Source organism: Escherichia sp. HH41S, assembly GCF_009820115.1.
Classification (GTDB): Bacteria; Pseudomonadota; Gammaproteobacteria; order Enterobacterales; family Enterobacteriaceae; genus Escherichia; species Escherichia coli_F.
In genome coordinates this window covers 120,514-145,080 of record NZ_VNXE01000113.1, presented here as the reverse complement: position 1 = coordinate 145,080, position 24,567 = coordinate 120,514, and the positions used below count along the sequence as shown (strand labels likewise).

At 49.0% G+C, this 24,567-nt stretch carries 19 protein-coding genes; 4 read left to right on the top strand and 15 right to left on the bottom strand.

Annotation, left to right across the window (positions count from 1 at the left end; all coding sequences use genetic code 11):
- Positions 1 to 74: 74 nt before the first annotated feature.
- Positions 75 to 1,730: a glucan biosynthesis protein OpgD gene (opgD, locus tag FQZ95_RS21620; protein ID WP_000375956.1), complete on the bottom strand. Its 1,656-nt coding sequence runs from the start codon at positions 1,728 to 1,730 to the stop codon at positions 75 to 77.
- 224 nt (positions 1,731 to 1,954) lie between these two features.
- Positions 1,955 to 3,298 carry a 2-oxoadipate dioxygenase/decarboxylase HglS gene (hglS, locus tag FQZ95_RS21615; protein ID WP_160530632.1) on the bottom strand — a complete coding sequence of 448 codons (1,344 nt, stop codon included), beginning with the start codon at positions 3,296 to 3,298 and terminating at the stop codon, positions 1,955 to 1,957.
- Positions 3,299 to 3,514: 216 nt separating this feature from the next.
- Between hglS and FQZ95_RS21610 the strand changes: the two genes are divergently transcribed.
- Positions 3,515 to 4,438 carry a LysR substrate-binding domain-containing protein gene (locus FQZ95_RS21610; protein WP_000414564.1) on the top strand — a complete coding sequence of 308 codons (924 nt, stop codon included), beginning with the start codon at positions 3,515 to 3,517 and terminating at the stop codon, positions 4,436 to 4,438.
- Positions 4,439 to 4,474: 36 nt separating this feature from the next.
- Here the strand turns inward: FQZ95_RS21610 and trg are convergent, their stop codons facing one another.
- Positions 4,475 to 6,115 carry a methyl-accepting chemotaxis protein Trg gene (gene trg, locus FQZ95_RS21605; RefSeq protein WP_088542018.1) on the bottom strand — a complete coding sequence of 547 codons (1,641 nt, stop codon included), beginning with the start codon at positions 6,113 to 6,115 and terminating at the stop codon, positions 4,475 to 4,477.
- Positions 6,116 to 6,513: 398 nt separating this feature from the next.
- Between trg and hokB the strand changes: the two genes are divergently transcribed.
- Positions 6,514 to 6,663, top strand: coding sequence for a type I toxin-antitoxin system toxin HokB (gene hokB, locus FQZ95_RS21600; protein WP_001320773.1), 150 nt, complete (start codon positions 6,514 to 6,516; stop codon positions 6,661 to 6,663).
- Here hokB and FQZ95_RS26555 read toward each other — a convergent pair.
- From FQZ95_RS26555 to cybB, 3 genes are all read right to left on the bottom strand, one after another.
- Entirely contained in the window at positions 6,641 to 6,709 is a 69-nt protein-coding gene (locus FQZ95_RS26555) for a hypothetical protein (protein ID WP_212734533.1), read from the bottom strand. The genes hokB and FQZ95_RS26555 overlap by 23 nt on opposite strands.
- A 25-nt stretch (positions 6,710 to 6,734) precedes the next feature.
- A complete protein-coding gene (locus FQZ95_RS21595) occupies positions 6,735 to 6,908 on the bottom strand; it encodes a hypothetical protein (protein ID WP_000731856.1) in 174 nt (57 codons plus the stop codon).
- Positions 6,909 to 7,152: 244 nt separating this feature from the next.
- Complete coding sequence (cybB, locus tag FQZ95_RS21590) at positions 7,153 to 7,683, bottom strand: cytochrome b561 (protein WP_001353209.1); 531 nt, start codon at positions 7,681 to 7,683, stop codon at positions 7,153 to 7,155.
- Positions 7,684 to 7,871: 188 nt separating this feature from the next.
- Here cybB and gap point away from each other — a divergent pair, with 188 nt between their 5' ends.
- A complete protein-coding gene (gene gap, locus FQZ95_RS21585) occupies positions 7,872 to 8,873 on the top strand; it encodes a type I glyceraldehyde-3-phosphate dehydrogenase (protein WP_160530630.1) in 1,002 nt (333 codons plus the stop codon).
- Positions 8,874 to 8,914: 41 nt separating this feature from the next.
- Here gap and aldA read toward each other — a convergent pair whose 3' ends face one another.
- The 3 genes from aldA to hrpA form a co-directional block, all read right to left on the bottom strand.
- Entirely contained in the window at positions 8,915 to 10,354 is a 1,440-nt protein-coding gene (aldA, locus tag FQZ95_RS21580) for an aldehyde dehydrogenase (RefSeq protein WP_160530629.1), read from the bottom strand.
- 196 nt (positions 10,355 to 10,550) lie between these two features.
- Entirely contained in the window at positions 10,551 to 11,351 is an 801-nt protein-coding gene (gene ydcF / locus FQZ95_RS21575; RefSeq protein ID WP_160530628.1) for a DUF218 domain-containing protein YdcF, read from the bottom strand.
- 271 nt (positions 11,352 to 11,622) lie between these two features.
- Positions 11,623 to 15,525: an ATP-dependent RNA helicase HrpA gene (gene hrpA, locus FQZ95_RS21570; protein ID WP_032184132.1), complete on the bottom strand. Its 3,903-nt coding sequence runs from the start codon at positions 15,523 to 15,525 to the stop codon at positions 11,623 to 11,625.
- 200 nt (positions 15,526 to 15,725) lie between these two features.
- Here hrpA and azoR point away from each other — a divergent pair, with 200 nt between their 5' ends.
- Entirely contained in the window at positions 15,726 to 16,331 is a 606-nt protein-coding gene (azoR, locus tag FQZ95_RS21565; protein WP_000048948.1) for an FMN-dependent NADH-azoreductase, read from the top strand.
- 53 nt (positions 16,332 to 16,384) lie between these two features.
- Here azoR and FQZ95_RS21560 read toward each other — a convergent pair whose 3' ends face one another.
- The 6 genes from FQZ95_RS21560 to pdxI form a co-directional block, all read right to left on the bottom strand.
- Positions 16,385 to 17,701 carry a phosphatase PAP2/dual specificity phosphatase family protein gene (locus FQZ95_RS21560; RefSeq protein ID WP_050487856.1) on the bottom strand — a complete coding sequence of 439 codons (1,317 nt, stop codon included), beginning with the start codon at positions 17,699 to 17,701 and terminating at the stop codon, positions 16,385 to 16,387.
- Positions 17,691 to 19,448 (bottom strand): bifunctional alpha/beta hydrolase/class I SAM-dependent methyltransferase, encoded by a 1,758-nt coding sequence (locus FQZ95_RS21555; RefSeq protein ID WP_032184131.1) that lies wholly within the window; start codon positions 19,446 to 19,448, stop codon positions 17,691 to 17,693. The genes FQZ95_RS21560 and FQZ95_RS21555 overlap by 11 nt, the downstream gene beginning before the upstream one ends.
- 15 nt (positions 19,449 to 19,463) lie before the next feature.
- Positions 19,464 to 20,360 carry a phosphatidate cytidylyltransferase gene (locus tag FQZ95_RS21550; RefSeq protein ID WP_032184130.1) on the bottom strand — a complete coding sequence of 299 codons (897 nt, stop codon included), beginning with the start codon at positions 20,358 to 20,360 and terminating at the stop codon, positions 19,464 to 19,466.
- The gene (locus FQZ95_RS21545) at positions 20,360 to 20,965 is read right to left on the bottom strand and encodes a CDP-alcohol phosphatidyltransferase family protein (RefSeq protein ID WP_032184128.1); all 606 of its coding nucleotides are present in this window, start codon (positions 20,963 to 20,965) and stop codon (positions 20,360 to 20,362) included. The genes FQZ95_RS21550 and FQZ95_RS21545 overlap by 1 nt, the downstream gene beginning before the upstream one ends.
- Before the next feature lie 170 nt (positions 20,966 to 21,135).
- On the bottom strand, positions 21,136 to 23,442 hold the full coding sequence (locus FQZ95_RS21540) for a DUF2773 domain-containing bactofilin (protein WP_032184127.1): 2,307 nt from the start codon (positions 23,440 to 23,442) through the stop codon (positions 21,136 to 21,138).
- Positions 23,443 to 23,505: 63 nt separating this feature from the next.
- Positions 23,506 to 24,366 carry a pyridoxine 4-dehydrogenase gene (pdxI, locus tag FQZ95_RS21535; protein WP_088542028.1) on the bottom strand — a complete coding sequence of 287 codons (861 nt, stop codon included), beginning with the start codon at positions 24,364 to 24,366 and terminating at the stop codon, positions 23,506 to 23,508.
- Positions 24,367 to 24,567 lie beyond the last annotated feature (201 nt).

Genomic DNA, 24,567 nt, shown 5'->3' with positions numbered 1-24,567 from the left:
CTTAGGGAAAAATGCGAGCGGGATCGTGTTTAACCAGACGGCACCTCCCGAAGAAGGTGCCGAAGAAAAAACGATTAACTCATCACGCGGTCGTCAACATACTGACGTTTATCCGGCGCTGGCGGGAAATACTGATACAGCCATGTTTCACTGATAGCGTCGCCCTGACAACGCAGATACATCCGCATATCGACCGGATCAGTGGAGTCCGAAGTCGGATACCAGTCAAACTGAATACGATAACCATCAATGGGTTCAATATAGAGAATTTCGATTTGCTTCGCTTCCCCACTGGAAAGCGTAATCACCGGCTCAATGCCTTTTGGTGCGGCAGCTTTCAGATCACCACCAACGAAATCGACGGCAAAACGACGCGCCCATTTTTCGGGATAGTGTTCACCAGGCGCCCAACCTTCCGGGAAACCGCCCATGCCGGTACGCGTCGCCATAACGCGCGCTAATGGGCAATGAACAGGCGGTTGCGCACTCCAGTACAGACGATACTGGAATGCAAACTCATCACCCGCTTTTACAGCTTTTTCTGGCTGCCAGAAGCAGACAATATTATCCAGCGTTTCGCCCGTTGTTGGGATTTCCATCAGGCCGATGGTGCCTTTACCCCACTTGTTACGCGGCTCCACCCACAGACTTGGGCGTTTGTTATACCAGCCCATAATGTCCTGATAATGAGAGAAATCACGATCCAGTTGCAATAAACCAAACCCTTTCGGGTTGTTGTCGGTGTAAGCATTGAACTGCAATTTTTGCGGATTATTCAGCGGACGGCAAATCCACTCGCCGTTGCCCCGCCACATGGACAGACGATCAGAGTCATGGATTTGCGGATGAATGGTGTCGCACATCCGACGTTCATTAGTGCCGCAGCTGAACATGCTGGTCATCGGCGCAATGCCCAGCTGTTTAATGTCTTTGCGCGCATACAGGTGATTTTCCACATCCATAATCACCTGACTTTTCTCACAATGGATAGTGAACTTATAGGCACCAGTAATGCTGGCGCTATCGAGCAACGCATAAACGGTAAAGGTGGTTGCCCCCGGTTTTACCGTATCAAACCAGAAGGCGGTAAAGTCGGGGAACTCTTCTTTACTGTCGGTGTAAGTGTCGATCGCCAGGCCGCGAGCCGACAAACCGTATTGATATGTATCATCAACCGCGCGGAAATAACTCGCACCGAGGAATGATACGACATCACGGCGCGCCAGTTCGGGGGCTTTAAACACGCGAAAACCGGCAAAACCGAGATCGCTTTGCCCTTCTAATTGTTTGGTATCAACACCCGCATCGTTGTATTTGAACAACTCCGGGCGAAAGTGAATTTCACGCGCCAGATGTGTTGCGGGATCAACAGAGAACATACGAACGCGGCGACGGAATCCCATTCCCATATGGAAGAACTGAGCGTCCAGTTGACGGTTCTCAACGTTATGCCAGAGCGATTTTTCGGCGTCGTATTGAATACTGTTATAAGCCTGCGGCGTCATTGTCGCCAGAGTGTCAGGTAACGGACGCGGCGCACCACGCCACGCGGTTTGCGCTAAGTCGTGCGCCATTGACTGTAGAATGGAGAAGTCAAAACGCTGGGTTTGCCCGTCGGCAATATCAGAATCTGCCGCGAATGCCGCCTGAGAAAAAAGAGAAGCAATGCCGCTGGTACCGCACACGGCGGCCATAGCCATTGAACCTTTAATAAATCGTCTACGATCCATACCTGAAAGTGAGTCCTTCTGGTGTTGTGAATGGTCCCGCGCTGGTCGTTTTCAGCGGCAAGAAAGTGCTTATTTATGACCGCTCACTCTAGACAATATTTATTAATAATCCAATTGTTGAACTCAGAGAATATGCATTAATCGGCAATTTTTTTATGTCGATGGGATGAGCCTGATTCGTTTGTAAAATCAGGCAAATTTTTGCAAAGGCGGATGGTCAGAATTTAAAGCAAACCACAGCGACGTTTACTGCGTTCTTCCGCTTCCTGATAAAGCTGGAACTCATCCAAAACCGGGCAGCCCAACGCCTGCTCAAATGCTTCGCGACTGGCATTACCGTGACTGCGTGCCTGCGTTTCATTACCCAGATTTGACTGGAAGATCCCCGCCGCGCTAACGGGCAAGAAATCTTCATAGGTAATGGGTTGCGCCACTATCCAACCACGTTCAATTAAGGGCTGTGGATCGTCTCCGGGATGAATCGCCTGACGATGCGCCTCACCTGAAGGCGTCAGACGGTACCGGAACCATGCCAACCCTTGCTGACGCATTAAAAACTCACTGTCAGGAAAAGTGCGAAAGGTTTCCTGTAAATGCATTTGGTGAGTGAGATTATCCTGCCCGGTTCCAGCGTTCCGCAGTAGATCATCATACAGTTGTCGTCCTTTCGGCGTTAATGCCACGCCACGCTGCTCTATTTCACCAAAGCGCGCGGTATGCGTGCCCTGTTTCTGCCCCGCAAACAACACCGTCTCTTCCAGTGCTTTAAAGCTGGTCTGGCGTAGTAAAATCGGTACCTCGCGGCGCGGCGGCCCCTCGATCAGAATTTTGGGTTCAATTCCGCATTCAGGCATCATCGACTGCACCCGGTCAATATCCAGCGTACGTGGCGTCAGGTGGTTGATATGGCATCCAGGAAAACAGACCACATCAGCAATCAGCCGATGTTCGTTGTGCAACGCACGATAGGTTTCTTCATCAACCGTTGCTGACTGGTGCCAGCGAAACGTTTCCAGGGCTTCCTGCACAAACTCCTGTACCTGTGTTTCGTTAAAACCGCCCCGCTGCTCATACTCCTCTAACAGTTGTCGACAACGTGGGGTGAAGATATCGCGCTGACGCAGAATCTCCGCCGCTTTCTGGCGCAAAAATTCGTTCTCGATAAGCTCCAGGCGGAGTAATGAGGTAAAAACGCGGAAGGGATTACGCGCCAGAGAAGCATCATCAATGGGCCGAAATGCTGTGGAATGTACCGGCACGCCCGCCTGCGAGAGATCGTAATAGCTCACCGGGTACATCCCCATAATGGCAAACATCCGCCGAAGAGTAGCAAGCTCTTGTGCAGTCCCAACGCGAATTGCCCCATGACGTTCAACATTCAGTCGCGCCAGCTCGTCTGCATTTACCATTTTTTCGTGCAGTTGAGGATTGTTTTCCAGCACAGCCAGATTCACATCAGCTACCAGTTCCAGCAGCGTGCCGTACTGCGGAACTTCTTGCTGGTACATGGCTGACATTGCCTGCGAAAACTGTTCCCGAATCTCATCCGCCGTGATGCTGTTCGCCATAATGTCTGCCTCCATTGGTCAGTAATCTGGAGTGTAGGTAACCACATTCACTCTGGCGGGAAGAATTTACAAACTGTGATCTCGCCGCGAAAACATCAATATTATCCATTTTCCTGTAACGCAATTGCTTTAATTGTTAATAATATTTTGCAATCAAGTTATCATAATCAAACAACTTCACTTGTCAGCGACACTGCTTCGTTTTTAACATCGCTTATGGAAAAAAATAGTCTGTTTAGTCAGCGCATCCGTTTGCGCCACCTTCATACATTCGTAGCTGTCGCACAACAAGGAACTTTGGGGCGCGCGGCTGAAACCCTTAATTTGAGTCAACCTGCGCTCTCTAAAACATTGAATGAACTGGAGCAGCTGACGGGCGCTCGCTTGTTTGAGCGTGGTCGTCAGGGGGCGCAACTTACCTTACCCGGCGAACAATTTTTAACACATGCAGTCAGAGTTCTTGACGCTATTAACACTGCCGGACAGTCGCTTCATCGTAAAGAAGGTCTTAACAATGATGTCGTCAGGGTAGGTGCATTACCTACCGCGGCGCTGGGAATATTACCTTCGGTTATAGGTCAGTTTCATCAGCAACAAAAAGAGACGACCTTGCAAGTTGCGACAATGAGTAACCCTATGATTCTGGCGGGTTTGAAGACTGGCGAAATCGATATCGGCATTGGTCGGATGTCAGATCCTGAACTGATGACCGGGCTTAATTATGAACTGCTGTTTCTTGAATCGCTGAAGCTGGTCGTCCGCCCTAATCACCCGCTACTTCAGGAGAACGTAACGCTAAGCCGGGTGCTGGAATGGCCGGTTGTTGTATCACCAGAAGGCACTGCGCCACGCCAGCATTCAGATGCATTAGTGCAGAGCCAGGGCTGTAAAATTCCTTCGGGCTGTATCGAAACACTGTCTGCTTCGCTATCTCGTCAACTTACGGTTGAATACGACTACGTGTGGTTTGTCCCTTCTGGCGCTGTAAAAGACGACCTGCGTCATGCCACGCTGGTGGCCCTGCCTGTTCCGGGTCATGGTGCAGGCGAACCGATTGGAATACTGACCCGCGTAGATGCGACGTTCTCTTCTGGTTGCCAGTTGATGATTAACGCTATTCGAAAATCAATGCCGTTCTGAAAAGTAAGGGATCTTTCGATCCCTTCTTTGATATTTTCACGCTGTTGCGAAACTAACAGACTCACCAGCTCCGCGTGATTCTGCCAACACAGAATGTTTGTTCAGGCGGAAAACGTCTACCGCCTCAGTTAATCGTGCAGCCTGTTCTTCAAGGGATAGCGCCGCCGCAGAAGCTTCTTCTACCAGAGAAGCATTCTGTTGCGTCACCTTATCCATTTCGGAAATCGCCTGGCTCACCTGCGTTATGCCTCTACTTTGTTCATCCGAGGCGGCGGCAATCTCCTGCATGATATGTGTGACACTCGCGACGGCATCAACAATCGTGCTCATGGTTTTCCCTGCCGTTGCCACTTCAACCGACCCCAGGTCAATTAACCTGACTGATTCACTGATCAAGCCTTCAATCTCTTTCGCCGCCTGGGCGCTGCGACTTGCGAGTGTCCGTACTTCGCTGGCGACAACGGCAAATCCACGTCCTTGCTCACCCGCTCGCGCGGCTTCAACGGCAGCATTCAGCGCCAGAATATTTGTCTGGAAAGCAATGCTGTTGATGACGGCGGTGATCTCGGAAATTTTCTTCGAACTCGTGGAGATAGCGCCCATCGTTTTTACTACACCGGAAACCGTCTCCCCGCCATCGCTGGCTTTAATGGAGGCCTCTTGCGCCAGTTTGCTGGCATGATGCGCGTTATCCGCATTCTGTTTCACCGTCGCAGTGAGTTGCTCCATGCTAGCGGCAGTTTGTTCGATTGCCGCCGCTTGTTCTTCGGTGCGAGATGAAAGGTCCGCATTGCCAGCGGAAATTTCGCTGGTGCCACGATAAATCTCTTCCGCGCCCTGTCGAACAGTCCCGACTGTCATCCCCAGTGAATGCTGCATTTGCTGTAAATGATGACTTAAGCGACCGATTTCATTACGACCCGCCGGTTCATCATTCATCGTCAGATCGCCACTGGCAATTTTTTCAATCCGTTGTGCGGCATGTTGCAGTGGACGAATGACGATCCGACGTAGCACCATAAATGTTATCAGCGTCATGACCACGGCAAGCACAAACGCGCCAATCATAAACATCACACCCAGGCGGGTACGCTGATGGGCCTGTTCCGCCAGTTGGTTGGCTCTGGTGCTACGTATCTTAACGGCTTTGCTCAAAATATCGGTATAAGCATTATCCAGCGGTCGGTTCTGCTCACTTTCATGATTGATAATCGCTTCAAACATGCCATTTTTGGCATATTTCAACATAGGTTGCATACCCGTGATATAAGCCTGAAAGCGTTGATTTAATTCAGTGTCGAGGGCTTCATCAGCAGGTGTTTTCACCGGCCGATTCTGATAAGCACGATACCCTTGCTGCGACTGTTTAATCTCCGATTCGGCTTGCGCAATATTTCGCTTCATTGCTTCCATTTCCGCAATACGACTCGCCGCCCCGGCCTGAATCATATTGATCCGGGCCGAACGCAAAAAATCTGAGCTGTTCGCTAACCCGGTCCGAATCTCAATCTCCGCAGTCACATCACGCTGATCGCGATCGGCCTGCCAGAGGAAATAGCCAGCCAGGGCTGAACTCAAGGCAAACAGAAGTAAGATACCGCCAAGAATGCAGGCAAATAACGGAACCAGCCTGATGTGATGCAAAAAACCTAATCGCTGTGAGGGAGTTGTATTCATTACCGTTGTCTCTCTTCCAGGTTTACTCCTGATAGAAAGTCATCGGCATTTGACGGTAATTACTTACGACTAAAAACCTCTTTGCGTCACATTTTTACAACAATTATTGCAGAGAAGATTAATGCCATTGGATTGAAGAAAGTGAGGAATGGTTAAACTGGCTAACCCGAATGACGAAAAATTCTGGAAAACAGCACGCAATTTCGTCAGGTGATTATTTTCGTCCCTAAGGAAACCACATAGGATGCTCACGGGTGCCTGAGACTTTCTGTTTTCAGGCTAACCGGGAATCAGAAAGACGAAGGCCCCGACCGATATTTCTATCAACCGAGGCCAACGAATGAACCTAGCAATTCAGATGTTAGCCTCTTACCCGCCATCCGGCAAGGAGAAAGGCTATGAAGCACAACCCTCTGGTGGTGTGTCTGCTCATTATCTGTATTACGATTCTGACATTCACACTCCTGACCCGACAAACGCTCTACGAACTGCGGTTCCGGGACGGTGATAAGGAGGTGGCGGCGCTCATGGCCTGCACGTCCAGGTAAGGGCAAGCGCGGGGATTTTCCCCGCGCATCTGACTAGCGGATTCAGTTTCTCATGGCACCCCTTTTACACTTCAGTTAGTGCATGTTTTTTTCGATGCACTAATAGAACCATCATTACAGACAAATTTGCCGCCTGCCGTACAGTGTGAGATCCCCCCTTTCGAACCAGAACAGGGTTTGCGCCCGGCATCGGCATAAAAGGAAACAAGCGCTCCCATAACCAAGATAAGTGCCAATTTTTTCATATAACCTCCATGATTTATCGAATCTTATGTTCGATTTGAACGTTATACACTGGTTTATTTTGATACCGTTGATGAGATCAAAGATCGGGTGAATTGATTAAAGATAAGCCAGATGGACATATGGACAAGGATTATGGTTTTATTTGTCATACAAATAAATATAATAGGCGCTTCCGATGTAGGCCCGTATTCTTCGCCTGTACCACGGGTCGGTTTTAGTACAGGCGTTTTCTTTAAATATCCTTCAGGAACGTTTACGCGGCATCATGCGTAGAAGTGTGTTGTCCTTCCAGAAATAGTGGTGTGCCAGTGCAGCCGCAGCGTGCAACCCGATGACAAAATATCCCAGATTCGCCAGCGTCTCATGCCACCACTTTAAGCTATCAACCCGTTCGAAATTGGCCTCTGCTGCATAAGGCATTGTCATACCAAACGCAAACCACGGGTTGCCCCGGTTATACATCATCACCAAACCAATCACTGGCAGCGCAATAAACAGGAGATAGATCACCAAATGTCCCAAATGTGCCAGTCCCGTCATCATCGGTTTTGGTTTAGGTACAATCGGCGGAGTTGGGTATTTAAGCCTTAACAAAAGACGAACAACCATCAGCACGAGAATTGTGATGCCACAGGAAACATGAATCATGTTGATGAGCGGCCGATCGCTACGTGGGAAGAAACCACGAAACTCCATTGCGCAATACGCTGCGATAACCAGCAAAAAGACCAGCCAGTGAATGCCGATTTGTAACCTTGAATATTTACTTTCCATAACATTTCCTGCTTTAACATAATTTTCCGTTAACATAACGAGCTTTTCTTAAAATTTCATTAAATATTGTTCACCCGTTTTCAGTACGTTACGTTTCACGGCAAGAATGTAGATTGCCCATCCCGCCATCCTGGTCTAAGCCTGGAAAGGATCAATTTTCATCCGAACGTTCCTGACAGGAGAAGACCATGAGTAAAGTTGGTATTAACGGTTTTGGTCGTATCGGTCGACTGGTGTTGCGTCGATTACTTGAAGTCAAAAGCAACATAGACATTGTCGCTATTAATGATCTCACTTCCCCAAAAATTCTCGCCTACCTGCTGAAACATGATTCAAACTACGGACCGTTCCCCTGGAGCGTTGATTTTACGGAAGATTCACTTATCGTTGATGGAAAAAGTATCGCGGTTTACGCCGAAAAAGAGGCTAAAAATATTCCATGGAAAGCGAAAGGCGCAGAAATCATTGTCGAATGTACTGGCTTTTATACCTCCGCCGAGAAATCGCAGGCGCACCTTGATGCTGGTGCGAAGAAGGTGTTGATTTCCGCCCCTGCCGGTGAAATGAAAACCATCGTTTATAACGTCAATGACGACACACTGGATAGCAACGACACCATTGTTTCCGTGGCGTCATGCACCACTAACTGTCTTGCACCGATGGCCAAAGCCTTGCACGACAGTTTCGGAATAGAAGTCGGCACGATGACGACCATTCATGCCTATACTGGCACCCAGTCACTGGTGGATGGCCCGCGAGGTAAAGATCTACGCGCTTCACGTGCAGCGGCAGAAAATATCATTCCCCACACTACAGGCGCGGCAAAAGCCATTGGTCTGGTGATCCCAGAACTGAGCGGCAAACTGAAAGGTCATGCGCAACGCGTACCCGTGAAAACAGGTTCGGTGACTGAACTGGTGTCTATTCTTGGAAAAAAAGTGACTGCCGAAGAGGTGAACAACGCGCTTAAAAACGCGACAAACAATAACGAGTCATTTGGTTATACCGATGAAGAAATAGTCTCTTCTGATATCATTGGCAGCCATTTCGGGTCGGTGTTTGATGCCACGCAAACCGAAATTACCGCCGTGGGCGATTTACAGCTGGTGAAAACGGTCGCCTGGTATGATAACGAATATGGCTTCGTCACGCAGCTTATTCGCACCCTCGAAAAATTCGCTAAACTCTGACGCGCACAGGCGGAGGGAAAAGCCTCCGCCTCTTTCACTCATTACGACTGTAAATAAACCACCTGGGTCTGCAGGTATTCATGCAAGCCATGTTTGCCATCTGCGCCGCCAATACCGGATTTACGCCATCCGGCGTGGAATCCTTGCATAGCTTCGAAGTTTTCACGGTTGATGTAAGTTTCACCAAACTTCAGCCCTTTAATAGCTTTCATCGCGACGTTCAGATTTTGGGTATAGAGTGATGATGTCAGGCCGTAATCACTGTCATTAGCCATTGCGATAGCCTCTTCCAGCGTGTCAAATGCGACCACTGGCAGCACCGGGCCAAAGGTTTCCTCGTGCATAATCGACATTTCCTGACGAATATCCAGTAGCAATGTCGGCGGATAATAATATCCTTTCCCCTCTACTGCCTTGCCCCCCAACGCCACTCTCGCCCCCTCTTCGACTGCGCGCGCCACTTTTTGCTCGACCCTTTCCAGCGCCGCGGCGTTAATCAACGGCCCCATCGCAATGTCGTTGCGTTCAGCAGGATTCCCAAACTGCACCGCCTGCATCGCTTCTCCCAGCCGATTGACGAACTGATCATAAATGCCTTTCTGTACATAAACACGTTCTGCACAGTTACACACTTGCCCACTATTAATGACGCGTGAATCAACGATGGCTTTGACTGCCAGTTCAAGATCGGCATCGTCCATTACAATAGCTGGTGCTTTCCCCCCCAGCTCAAGACACACTTTGGTGATATTTTTCGCTGCAGTCGCCATGATCTTCTCACCAGCAGAAACACTGCCTGTCATACTGACCATTGCGACCTTTGGGTTACCCGCCAGTTCTTGCCCAACGGTTTCACCACGCCCCAGCACAAGGTTAAACACACCGCGTGGAAGGCCTATTTCATCGACAATTTTGGCAAAAGCAATCGCATTGTTTGGCGTAAATTCACTGGGTTTAATGACGATGGTATTACCGGTCAAAAGAGCGGGAGCCATTTTGCGGGCAATGAGGAAGAACGGGAAGTTCCACGGCAGAATGCCGGTAGTCACGCCAAGTGCACGTTTAAACAGAAGAATATTTTCTCCTGGACGATCGCTTTGAATAATCTCGCCTTCATAACGCCGTGCCCACTCTGCCATGTAATCGATATAATCCGCAGTAAATGCTACCTCAACTTCGGCCAGCTGCTGGATCTTGCCCCCTTCTTCAACAATCAGCGCACTGATTTCACCGGCGCGTTCGCGGATCCCGACGGCGATTTTGCGCAACCAACTGGCGCGTTCAATGGCAGGCAACGCTTCCCATTCTGGTTGTGCACGTTCTGCTGCATCGATTGCCTTACGGGCATCCTCGGCCTGACCATCGGGAATGCGGGAAATGACCGCCTCTGTAGCAGGGTTTACCACATCAATCCATGCGTCTCCACGCCAGGTAACAAACTGTCCATCTATATACATAGGATGTTGAACGGGTACTGACATGGGCGACTCCTGTGATTTATATGTTTGTTTTTAGTAAATGCATTGTTAATTAACATCAATCATCATAGAGACGGCATCGTGAAAGGACAATTCTGTGAAGGGCTTCATAAAAACAAGTGTAAAAGGAATAAAAGGCAGAAATAAACGTCAGGAGTCATGCCCGTTTGCAAACAAATGGTTAACAAACGGGCAATTTTTAACGTAACGAGCGACTTTCCATCGCCTCGATGAGCACCGCATCGTGTTTCAGCGTTTGCCATGCCTGGATGACTTCTGCCGGAAAATCAACGTGAACGATAAAATCTCGCCCGCGTGGACCGTAGCCATCGCTATCATCGCGTAAACGTGGCAGCTCGCCAGTGAGTAGTGAGAGATAACGCTCAACCGGCCATAATCCTTGCAACGGATTAACAAAGATTACACTGTCTTCGTTATTTCCTAGCTGAGGAACGAATCCGGGATAACTTAACCAGCGAGGTGCATCTGGATTGTCCCCGGTCATACGGCGGAACGTCGCCATCGTGCGCCGCTGCATGGTGGGGTCCTGAACAACGATAGCCGTATGAACTCTTTCTACGGCCTGATTCAATAGCGCGATGCTAAAGCGTGCGTTTTCACCGCAGTTTGTTGACTGGTCTTCAATCCAGATTTTTTCATGCGGAATGTGCCAGAACTGATGAGCGATATCCGCCAGGATGGTAGCTTCTGCTCTGCCAGTGGTGCGGATAGTGTTGTAGTGCGGATGCTGTGCGATGGCGCTATACAAAAAAGTTGTCGAGTGACCGATACCACCACTAATCAGTAGAGGAATTTGCTGATCGCGGGCAATCTTACATGCCGCATCGATAGTCGGCATAACCGCATTGCCTGCAAGGATCACGCAATCGGCCTGATACGGCACCTCTCCGGAGAAATCATCCTGCGCCAGCCACTGACCGATAACATTTATGGCATCTATGGTTGCCGGCGAAAGCGTCGGAAACGGGGTAATGTTCATGGTTCCTCCTTATCGTTCCCTTAAGAATACTGCGTGAGATAATAATGAGAAGCGGAGCACTCTGAAAGGAGGAAGTCGTATTTCCTTAACCGCCACTCCGCAAGCCTGACATATCTTTTAAGGAAATGCTGTAGATAAACATTATTCATCTTGCAGCAGAGAATTGTATTTTTCTGAATTCCTGAATTTTTGCCCTTACCGTTTTAGAATTAATAAAAAACCCGGCGCTAAATGCTTACCGGGTTTTAGATTTATCAGGCAAATAGCAGGATTAACCGCTAATCTGCTCCATCGCCTGCAAAATACGCTTATCCGAAATCGGATAAGGCGTACCAAGTTGTTGAGCGAAGTAGCTGACGCGCAGCTCTTCTATCATCCAGCGGATCTCTTTTACGTCTTCATCTTCACGACGTGCAGGCGGCAGTTTGTTGATCCATTGCTGCCACGCCTGCTGGACGTTTTCAACTTTCAGCATCTGGGCGCGGTCGCGATGTGGATCAACCGCCAGTTTTTCCAGACGTTTTTCAATCGCCTGTAAATAACGCAGCGTGTCGCCCAGCCGTTTAAAACCGTTGCCAGTGACAAAACCGCGATACACCAGCCCGCCCATCTGCGCTTTAATGTCAGAAAGCCCCAGAGCCATGGTCATATCCACCCGCCCTTTCAGGCGTTTGTTGATATTGAACACCGCTGTGAGGATTTGCTCGACCTGCTTCGCAATATCCACCACCGTGTCGTTCAATTCAGCGCGCACTTTTTCATGCAACGCAGCAAAGCCTTCTTCCGTCCAGACCGGGCCGCCCGCCTCATCAATCAACTTATCAACACCGCAGGAGATGCAGTCGTCAATAAGATCCAGCACTTTACCGTACGGGTTAAAGTAGAGACCCAGCTTTGCTTTATTCGGCAGTTTCTCATGCAGATATTTAATTGGCGACGGAATGTTCAGCAGCAGCAAGCGACGCAAACCACGCCACATAGCCTGCTGTTGTTCCTGCGGGTTATCAAAAAGCTTAATCGCTACGCTGTCACGCTCATCCACCAGCGCAGGCCAGGCCTTCACTTTGTAGTTGCCACGTTTCTGCTCGTAGTGATCCGGTAAATTACCGAAGCTCCAGATATGTAACCCGCTTTGCTCAATACCATCATCGGCAACGGCGGAAAGCGTTTCCTGCACTTTGCCTTTCAGGGCGTCTTTCAGATCCTGTAATGAGCGCCCTTCTTTTAGCTTCTTATTTTTGTCATCCACCACGCGGAAGGTGATTTTCAGGTGATCGGGCACCTGATCCCAGTGCCAGTCTTCGCGGTCAACGGTAACGCCGGTCATCCGCCGTAGCTCGCGCTCAAGGCTGTCGAGCAACGGCAGTTCCAGCGGCGTGACGCGACCTAAAAACGCTTCGGCGTAGTTTGGCGCGGGCACAAAATTACGCCGTACCGGTTTCGGCAACGATTTGATTAGAGCAATCACCAGTTCACGGCGCAGGCCGGGGATCTGCCACTCAAACCCGCTTTCCTCAACCTGGTTAAGTAACGGCAGCGGAATATGCACGGTCACACCGTCAGCATCCGCCCCCGGCTCAAACTGATAGCTTAAACGCAGCTTGAGATTGCCCTGATGCCAGAAGTTCGGGTAATCCAGCTTGCTGATTTTTTCTGCCCCTTCTTTGATCAACATGCTCTTTTCAAAGTTGAGCAAATCATGTGTTTCGCGGCTGACTTTTTTCCACCAACTATCAAAGTGTCGTGCAGAGATCACATCATGGCTGATGCGCTGGTCGTAGAACTCAAACAACGTTTCGTCATCCACCAGAATATCGCGGCGACGTGATTTGTGTTCCAGTTCTTCTACTTCTGCCCGTAGTTTCAGGTTTTCACGGAAGAATGCGTGACGCGTCTGCCAGTCACCTTCCACCAGCGCGTGGCGAATAAAAAGTTCACGACACAACGCCGGATCAATCTGGCTGTAGTTGACCTTACGCGCAGCAACAATCGGCAACCCGTAAACGGTGACTTTTTCAGTTGCCATCACCGCGCCCTGCGCCCGTTCCCAGTGCGGTTCGCTATAGGAGCGTTTAATCAAATGCTGGGCAACTGGCTCTACCCATTCCGGATCGATACGTGCCGCAATGCGCCCCCACAGGCGGCTGGTTTCTACCAGTTCCGCCACCATTGCCCATTTCGGCGGCTTCTTGAATAAACCAGAACCGGGGAAGATGGAGAAACGCGCGTTACGTGCGCCGGTATATTCCTGTTTATCGGCATCTTTCATCCCGATATGCGAAAGCAAACCGGTCAGTAAGGCGATGTGAATTTCGCGATACTCCGCTGGTTCGCTGTTAACCGGAATGCCAAGTTCTTTCACCACCTGGCGCAACTGGGTGTAGATGTCCTGCCATTCGCGCACGCGCAGATAGTTAAGGTAATCGGTACGGCAAAGGCGACGGAAGGCGTTTGAAGAGAGCGCCTTTTGCTGCTCGCCGAGATAATTCCACAGATTTACAAACGCCAGGAAGTCGGATTCTTTATCGTGGAAGCGACGATGTTTTTCATCCGATGCCTGCTGCTTGTCCATTGGCCGCTCACGCGGGTCCTGAATAGAGAGCGCGGAAGTGATAATCATCGCCTCACGCACGCAGCCATGTTTCTGCGCTTCCAGCACCATTCGCGCCAGACGAGGATCGACTGGCAGTTGCGAGAGCTGGCGACCGAGCGGCGTCAGTTTATAGGCGCTGGCCTGTTCATCAGTGGTGATCGCGCCCAGCTCTTCGAGCAGACGCACGCCATCCTGGATATTGCGTTTATCCGGCGCTTCTACAAACGGGAACGCAGCGATATCGCCCAGCCCCAGCGCGGTCATCTGCAAAATAACCGAGGCCAGGTTGGTACGCAGAATCTCCGGATCGGTAAACTCCGGGCGCGAGAGGAAATCGTCTTCGGAATAAAGACGAATGCAGATCCCTTCTGACACACGACCACAGCGGCCTTTACGCTGATTAGCTGAAGCCTGCGAAATGGGCTCAATCGGCAGACGCTGCACTTTGGTGCGATAGCTGTAGCGGCTAATACGCGCCGTACCTGGGTCGATAACGTATTTAATCCCCGGCACGGTCAGCGACGTTTCCGCGACGTTAGTCGCCAGCACAATGCGCCGTCCGCTGTGCGACTGGAAGACGCGGTTCTGCTCGCTGTTCGAAAGCCGTGCATAAAGCGGAAGAATTTCCGTATGGCGTAAGTTCAGCTTGTTCAGCGCATCGGCGGTATCGCGAATTTCTCGCTCGCCGCTCATAAAAATCAGAATGTCGCCAGGGCTTTCCTGGCTCAGTTCGTCTACGGCGTCAAAAATCGCCTGCAACTGGTCGCGCTCGGTGTCATCAGCTTCTTCAACAATCGGGCGATAACGCACCTCCACCGGATAGGTACGACCGGAGACTTCGATAATCGGCGCATTATTAAAGTGGCGCGAAAAGCGTTCCGGGTCGATAGTCGCGGAAGTAATAATGATTTTTAGGTCAGGACGCCGCGGCAGCAACTCTTTCAAATAGCCGAGCAGAAAATCGATATTCAGGCTGCGTTCGTGCGCTTCGTCAATAATGATGGTGTCGTACTGCATCAGCAGGCGGTCTTGCTGGATCTCTGCCAGCAGGATACCGTCGGTCATCAGTTTGACCATCGTGTTATCACTGACGTGATCGCTGAAACGCACTTTATACCCGATGCAACCGCCCGGCTCCGTTTTCAGCTCTTCCGCAATACGGTTCGCCACCGTTCTTGCCGCCAGACGACGCGGCTGGGTATGGCCGATCAGCCCTTTAATCCCGCGGCCCAGTTCCATACAGATTTTCGGTAGCTGAGTCGTTTTCCCGGAACCCGTTTCCCCGGCGACGATCACCACCTGGTGATCACGGATTGCTTCGAGAATGTCCTGCTTTTTCTGACTAACCGGCAAATTGTCTGGATAAGTGATTTCCGGTCGTGCTGCTTCACGCAGCAGGACTTTCCCTGCCGCCTGGTCAATCTCTTTCGCCATCTCCTGGAAAATGGCCTGTTGTGCATCAGGATTTTTAACCTTCTTCACGCCGTGCAGACGGCGGGAAAAACGCAGTCTGTCACGCAGCATCAGCGAATCCAACCGTTGCTGCAAGGCCGTAAAGGTCAATTTTTGTTGTTCTGTCATAACGTTAGTGGGCAGTAGGCTGCCTGATTAATTTTCTTTTAAATGATAGATATAGAGTACCACATCGCGGCTTTCTATGCGTTGTTCAATAAATTCGAACATAGGCTTCGATTTATTGCGCTATCTCTGTGGCAGGATTGTGAATAAAGTGTCAACAAGCAACGGGGCATCGCCCATTCAAACATCTATAAGGAAACACCATGAGCAAGGTATTAGTTCTTAAATCCAGCATCCTGGCAGGGTACTCTCAGTCTAATCAGTTGTCCGATTATTTTGTTGAACAATGGCGCGAAAAGCACTCCGCTGATGAAATCACCGTGCGTGACCTGGCTGCAAATCCGATTCCGGTACTGGATGGCGAACTGGTTGGTGCACTGCGTCCGAGCGATGCGCCGCTGACTCCGCGTCAGCAGGAAGCTCTGGCGCTTTCCGATGAGCTGATTGCCGAGCTGAAAGCCCACGACGTTATCGTTATTGCGGCACCGATGTATAACTTCAACATCTCAACTCAGTTGAAAAACTATTTTGACCTGGTGGCACGTGCAGGCGTTACTTTCCGCTATACCGAGAACGGTCCGGAAGGTCTGGTAACGGGTAAAAAAGCCATCGTGATTACCAGCCGCGGTGGGATCCATAAAGATGGCCCAACGGATCTGGTAACGCCGTATCTGTCCACATTCCTGGGCTTTATCGGCATTACCGATGTGAAATTTGTCTTCGCCGAAGGGATCGCATACGGCCCGGAAATGGCAGCGAAAGCGCAGTCTGACGCGAAAGCAGCCATCGACAGTATTGTTGCTGCATAACCGGACACTATTTTGATGTGGACTGTAGATATTCAGTCCACATCTCAATCCACTTACCTGTTTTCCCACAATCTCAGCATCGCTTTGTGCTCGTCTGTCAGCACAATCTGCGGGCGTCTGACGCGAATATAGTTAATCGCTTCATCAACGGTTTTACAGTGTCCGTAACATAACAGCCATGCGGCCACCACCAGCGCACTGCGCGATAATCCCAACGCGCAATGGACCAGAATGCTGCCTTGCTCTTTGCGTAATGTTTCCAGCATCGCCACGGCCTGTCGGAGCTCCCCCTCTTCTGGAACCACCAGATCCAACATCGGTACACAAAAATAGAGTCGATCTTTTGTCGCGCGTCCGCGAGGGAATTCAAAGGTGACGTCCAGAACTGCATTCTGTGCCGGAATATGTCGTGGAAACGTCCCTAAATAAACCCCCGCAGTAATTTCGCTCACCGGCTCCAGCCGACGACAAAACCAGTGCATCGATATCCACATACCGATGCGCCAGGGCAACGTCAGCCAGTAAACGGCAGGCGGGAGTTTCCCCTGACTATCTTTCCCTGTTGTTATCGCGCCAAGCCCACCGTACCCACGGCCAATAATGAGTAGCGATAATACTGGCCAACATAACCAGACTGACCACCGTAACTGATTCATCATCATTAGCGTCATCAATACTATGCACGAACACGCGCCTACGACATAAGGCAGTGCTATTTTGATTCGACGTTGATCAGGTATCTGGTAGTTCCAGCGACGGTCGACGGGCACCATCCAGTCAATCAACATACCTACCGCCAGCCCTGTGATGACATCAATAAAATGATGCTGCCAGGTCGTCAGCGTCGAAATGGCGATGAGTAAAAACCATCCGCCACAGACTTTACGCCACCTCACAGCCAGATGCTGACGAAAGTGACGCCAAAGTAGCCAGCAGAGAATAATATGCAGCGAAGGGGACTGGTTATAAGGCAGATCAAACAGTTCAAGTTGCGAAAATAGCCATCCCGTCACCCCACTCATTTCAGGGCGGATAAAACTAAACTTCAGCGGATAGAGCAAAAAACCGCAACAGGCCATTACCGTTGCCAGAATAAGCCGGTGGACCAGTCGGCGCTGTTCAAATGTCGAGCGACAAACGAACAGCGAAAATCCATATAAAAGATCCAGACTCCAGTAAGGAACAATAGTCCAGGGAAGAAAAGGGATCGCCGTTTCCCAACCGAATACCTGACTGGGGATATCATGGTTGTTAAGATCCTGAAACGCGGTGAACTGATTAAGAAATCCATATGTGAAGAAGAAAAACGGGGCCAGCAACAATAACCAGCCAACTCCTTGTAGCAATACGCTCCGGCGTTCAGTGGTCACGACGCACCGCCATCGAAACCGTAAAAATGCCCCACTCATCAATCCGTTGTGTGCATTTATCAAATCCGGCATTACGCACGAGCGAATCCATCTCCCCTTGCGAACGCACGCGCATTACCCACGGTTTACCATCTTTATGACTGGTTAACACCCCGGCAATCAGCTCCAGTTGTGGGTGCCACGGCTGCCCGGTGTAGATGAGAATGCCACCCGGTTCGATGGCATTGGCAAGACCAGCGAGGGAGTTTTTTACCTGCTCGTTTTCGGGAAAAAGCTCATACAGGCCAGAGACAATCGCCAACGTAGGCCGCGGAGTTAACGCGCTGAGTTCTGCCGTATTAAACGCATCGCCCTGTTCAAAACGCGCCCGCCCAGACATTCCCTTTTGGGCAATCATCTCTTGCCCCTGTGCAACATTTAACTCACTGTAATCACGTAACAAAATATCGCTTACGGCAGGCTCGTTTGCCAGCGCATCCAGTACATAGCGCCCATGCCCTGCGGCAATGTCAACCACGCGGACGGCTAAACCTTTGGCGTGGAGATCGGCAACGGCTTGTTTAATCAGCATTTGTAAATGGGCTTTGCGCTGGCGAATACCGCGCCAGCCAACACTGTTCAGGTAGATTTTGTCGATAAAACGCCCGAATGCGTTACTGCCTTGCGGTTGATTTTGATAAACATAATCCAGCGAACTGCCTGAATCAAAGCCGGTGCTCATTCCGAGATGCAGGCCCGCAGATTGCGCCCCGAACAGTTTCATCGCCTTTCGCATAAAGCGATACGCCAAATCAATCGGCGATAATGGCACGGGTCCACCAGAAAGGAGCCGCCATCGATCCGCAGATGGTCCTGTGCGGTCTTCATGCTGATAATCAAATTTTTGCGACTTGTTAGCATATAAGCGACTAATAAAGCTTTGCATTTTTTCAAATGCCTGCGCCCTGTTCTCTTCACCCAACGTGTCGTGATAAAAGCCCGGCAGCAGATGCAGCTCTTTCAGAGGGCAACGTAATCTCTGATAAAAATCAATCTGCGGTTGGCGACGCACCACATAGTCATCGCCCGATATCAGAAGTTGCGTGGGGAGCGTAATCGCCGCCGCATCGCTAACAATACGTTCAGACGTTTTATAGAGATCGAGCAAGATATTGACGGCAATCACCCGTGTGATCAGCGGATCATTATTGAAACTCGCTACCCGTTCCCAATCGTGGGTCAAATAGCGTCCTTTCACATAGGAATTAATAAAAAACAGACCACGCAGACGATGCCATAACGCCAGCGCAGGACGTGCCAGCGGCACATACAATTTAACCTTAAAGGCCGGAGAAGCCAGCACCAGCCCGCGAATAGCAGGCGCATAATCATGAACCCATGTGGCAACCAGCACTGCGCCGACGCTTTGCGCGATCACAACCACCTCTTCCAGCCCTACCTGGCTGTCGCTGGCAGCAAAACGGACAAATTCATCGACATCCTGCACTGAACGCGCAAGAGATGGGCTATAACCACGCGGCCCCGAAGTTTGTCCATGACCTCGGGCATCCCAGGCATAAAAAGCAGTATCTGGCATCGCCAGTTCATCAACGATATGTTGTAGACGACCAGAATGTTCATGACCGCGATGAAATAAGACGATGACCTTTTTCACCCCTGGCTGTAAAGCGGGCCAGTGCCGATAAAACAACGCTGTATTATCACTGGCTGTAAAAAAATATTCCCCAGGGATGCGTGAATTTTCCATTTTCTCTATTTTCCTTCAGTAACAGCAGTAGCGAATAAAATAAAAAAATACCGGAGCGGTGAAAATTAATGAGTCAATCCTGTCAAGGAGTCCGCCATGTCCTGGTAATAGTTTTCCACTATCTTTAACACCAATATCTCGTTTGATGGCTGACATCACTACATCGCCGCAAAAACCACTAATACCAATTAACAAACCCGCTAATAATGCCTGTAATGTATCTAGCGGTGTCAGCAACGGTCCAATAATCAGTGACGCAATCATGGTGGTGATTACGCCGCCCATCAGACCTTCCAATGTTTTTCCCGGGCTGACTTTAGGGACCACTTTTCTTCTGCCGCAGGATTTTCCCCATAAATACTGTGCAATATCGTTTGACTCGGTTAATGCCAAAAGAAATAACACCAGTAACGCCCCGCCCTGGGTATTTATGGTTGGCAATATTAATAACCAGGCGGCATGACTCAAGGCGAAAACGGTCATTATCCAGCCACAAAAAATGGTGCTCACGGTATGCAGAAAACCGGAGGGGTCACCAACAAAAACTCGCCAGGTGGCTAATATCAGAAACCCAGCCAAAGGTATAAATAACAGAAACAGCTCAAAGCAATTAAAACCGATAAGCAAATAGTTAAGAGGAATAACCCAATATAACCAACGCGGAAAATGTACGAATACAAGCGTACAATATTCTTTCAATGCCATAAAACTTATCAGCGCAAAAAACGTCAATGTCATCCAGCGTGGACCTGAAATCACTAGTGAAAAACAAATAACGATGCTCCACCAGGTACGAATACGTAATGTAACTTCATCTCCTTTTCTCTCCGGTAACCGCCATACCAGAAAACGGTTTATCAGCGTTGCTAAAATTAACAACACGAAAAGTATTGCCAGAGATTTTTCCAGCATTACTTTTCAGCGCTCATAAGGAGCACACTCCGACAACGATTAATCGCAGTCCAGAGAAGCAGAATTGAAGCAATGCTCCATAAAAGATTATTCCATTGCATCCACTGTGGATAAATGGCAACGGCCAGCCCCCACAAACCAAATATTAACGCACGATCGCTTTTGCCAAATGGACCGGCATAACTGCGAATACCATTAATCGTCTGCACGAGTAAACCGCAAAACTCAGTCAATATGGTGCAAAATAACATGAGTATTACGAGTGATGCGTTACTTTCCGGTAAAAATAAAAACGGTAAATAAAGCGCAATATCGGAAATAACATCGCCAGTTTCATTCAAAATCGCCCCAAGACGTGTTTGCTGATTACACTCACGCGCCATCATGCCATCCAGCGCATTGAGTGCCATACGGACAAAAAGCACGATGGGCAATAGCAAAAAGAGGATGGGTCGTGCCACCAACATCAACAGCAATCCGGTAAGAAGAGAAAGCGCCAGTGCAGCAAGAGTGATGTGATTCGCTGTAACATGGTGCTTATAAAGCCAAAACATCGTCGGCCTTAACAGCGACTGAAAGAGCGGTTTTATCTGGTAGAGCGTCATTATCAATCCTTGATAATTCGGTTTGCGCTATGGTGCATCAATTCCCCTGACGGAGATATCGCAACACGACGCTTCATTAAAAATTCAGAATATATCAAGGTATTGGGGACTCACTGCCAGGAATGATTATCCCCAATTAATCAAATGGTTAAGAAACATTACGTTGTGGATCAATACAACTCATCAAGTTTTCTCATCGCTTGTTCCCGTATTGCGCGCGTCTTACCGTTAAGCGCCAGCTGGCGAACTAAATCCAGTTCAGGGTTAACAAGCTCTAACGCCAGCAAAGGATTACGTTTCAACCTCGCCTTCAATACATCAACTGGAAAGCGGGGATTATTCATCGCCACAATCCACCACTCGGGATCAATTTCTGCCGCCAGTGCCGCTGGGGGGGTGTGGCGGTTGCTAAGTGCGCCGAACTTGAAAAATGTGAGATTGCTTTTCGCCAGTGTACTCCACCATATACGATCCGGTTGTTTTGCCAGTACATCCAGTTGTGCTAACGCATCGGGGTCGAGTGCATAATAAACACGTAACGCTTCGTTAACCTGCGCACGGGAACTGTTTTCCTGCCTCAGAAAAAACTTCGCCCAAATATCATTGCGTGGCGTGTTTTGCTGTAATTCCTTGAGAACAACAGCGGGTAAATTATCCCAACTAATTAATGCACTCTCTAAAAAGTCCCAGTCGTCCGAACGTATCAGAGAGGTGGCATTTAATAGCATCTGGTCATCAACTTCACCGTAGCTGATAAGCTCAGACAAAATCATATCAGCGCTGGTTTCATATGCATCTGAATCTGCTTTGGGATTATTTTTCCGATGCGATAAAGCACGTTGCCAAATTTTTTGTTTCATCGACGTGCTCAGATACTGATTTTTCGCCAGATTACTCCACCCCTCAGGATCGTTGAAACGTGTCAATAACCGTTGTAGAGCAGCGTCAGAGTGAATTACCTGCATATCCCGACAGCAAAAGTAGGCAGGGGATTTTTTCTCCATCCTTTTAACAAAATTAAACTGTAAGTTATCTGGCAATGCTAAAAATAACACACGTATTAGATCATCGTCATTCTCGAATTTTTGGTATAAATATACTGCTATTTTGTCACTCTCTTGTGGCGTCATCCGCAACAATTGACCATGGTGTTTCATCTCTGCCAGTTTGAACGCTAAGCTTGTGACAACATCGTTTGATGAATCGTTCGCCAACTGCATTGCCTGATTGTAGGTGAGTTGTCCTCCAGCACCGACTTGACGAATAGAGGAATCATCACTGCGGATATAGCCATCAATAATGGATTCGGGCAATAACCACGCATCTTTATAAAGCTCCTGAATGATCATATCCCAATCTCTTTTCGCCAGAGTCATGACGATATCCAGAGGGAGATTTTCACGTAGCGCAAGATTCAACGGACCGACACCATCAGGTAGATGACTCATTCGCGTCATTATTTCGACAGAGAGCGGTTCACGGTCGAGCAACCCCAGAACAACAGGCTGGTAACCTAATTGCTGATCGGTCAACTCCAGAATCTCATTGTCAGGCATATATCTCGCCATACTTGCAATCGTTTTTTCATCATTGCTATTAATAAGTTGTTTGCGTAGGTTAGCTGAAATTCCTTTAAGCCTTGGGAGAGTTCGCATTATGGCAAGATCAAATGTCGCAATATCTCGTCCTTCAAATGCAGCAACGTTGCCTTCATCCAGAATTTGCAATTCCTGCACTAACTCAGGAGAAGGCTTAGGGCGAAACAGCGCTTCTTTTTTCATCTGATTACAGACATTCCCTGCCATGCGAATATTGCTTCGCTTAAAAATTTCTTTCAGAGCATCTTCATCATTTATTAGACCCCAATAATATGCATCAGGATTTATTATCATCAGCGCTTTTTTGACATTTTCAGTGTCATTTTTATCACTCGCACGGACCATGAATTCACTATTTGTCGAAGACGCAACAACAGGTGCAATTATGTCATTGATAAATATCCCACGCGCATTAATACTCCCCTTAATCGTAGACGGATTATCGTAATATGAATCGATAAATACCAGTCCACTTGCATTTATCGAACCGGTAATTAACAGTGGTGAATCCGTAACTATATTCGTTGCCGTCACGTTACCGAGAATAACCCATGGATTAGAAAGAGAGAAAGTGGAAATATTACCTTTGACTGTCAAATTGCCAAGAACAATCAATTTTTGATTACTCTCTATATTACCTTCTACCACTAAATCGCCACGATGCACTTTCCAGTCCGATGCAGATAAACCGAAGGGGACAAGATTCACGCTACTGTTGATAGCTTGTTCAACTTGCTGTTTATCTTCAGCGGTAGCCGCAGATAAAAATGGATTAATATCAACTGCATTTGCAACACATCGAAGTTCCGCCTGTACTGGAAGACTCAGGATAAACAGGGGAAGTAAACGTATCCAGCCGCAAATCCTGGCCTTAAACATATGCACTCCATGCCATTAAAAAAGAAACAAAAGGGAAATGCATCTTTCCCTTTTGTATATTCGTTATTCTCGCGAAATACCATCCAACGTAGACAACACGTCCGCAGAAAGATGCAATTTTTCAGCAGCCATATTCTCCCGTAAATGCGCAACAGAAGATGTTCCAGGAATCAACAAAATATTCGGTGAACGTTGTAACAGCCACGCCAGCGCTACCTGCATTGGTGTCGCATTAAGGCTCGCAGCAACATCGGAAAGCGTGGAGGATTGCAGCGGCGTAAAGCCCCCGAGCGGGAAGAACGGCACGTAGGCAATGCCGTCACGAGCCAAAGCATCAATCATTGCGTCATCAGCACGATGAGCAATGTTGTATTCGTTCTGCACGCAGACGATTTCGGCAATCTTGCGTGCCTCTGCAACCTGCGTCGGTGTGACGTTGCTCAGGCCAATATGTTTTACCAGGCCTTGTTGTCGCATCTCTGCCAGCACGGTCAGGCTGGCTTCAATCGATCCTTCCGCTGGGCCATGACCATCCCCCATCATAACGCGCAGGTTGACCACATCCAGTACGTCCAGTCCGAGATTACGTAGATTATCGTGTACCGCTTTTTGCAACTCTGCCGGAGAAAATGCGGGCAACCAGGAGGCGTCCTCTCCACGCCGCGCCCCAATTTTAGTAACAATGGTCAGGTCGTCAGAGTAAGGATAAAGCGCTTCGCGGATAATCTGATTGGTGACGTGTGGACCATAAAAGTCACTGGTATCAATGTGATTAACGCCTAATGCCAGCGCCTCGCGCAGCACGGTTATAGCGACGTGGCGATCCCTTGGGGGACCAAAAACTCCAGGACCTGCCAGTTGCATCGCGCCATAACCAAGACGGTTAACGGATTTTGTACCGAGAGTAAATGTGTTGCTGCTCATCGCACCCTGCCCTGTAATAAAACGGATTAAGAAAAATCAGTATAGAAACGAAAAGAGTTAAATAATGCGAAGGCGTAAACAAGATTACTGGATGAGTTGCTCTATTGTCCTGAAAAACACCAAAACAAAACGCGTCAAGCGCCGCATCCGGCAATAAAAAACCGCAACCTGTATCAGCGTTGCGGTTTATGCATCACATAC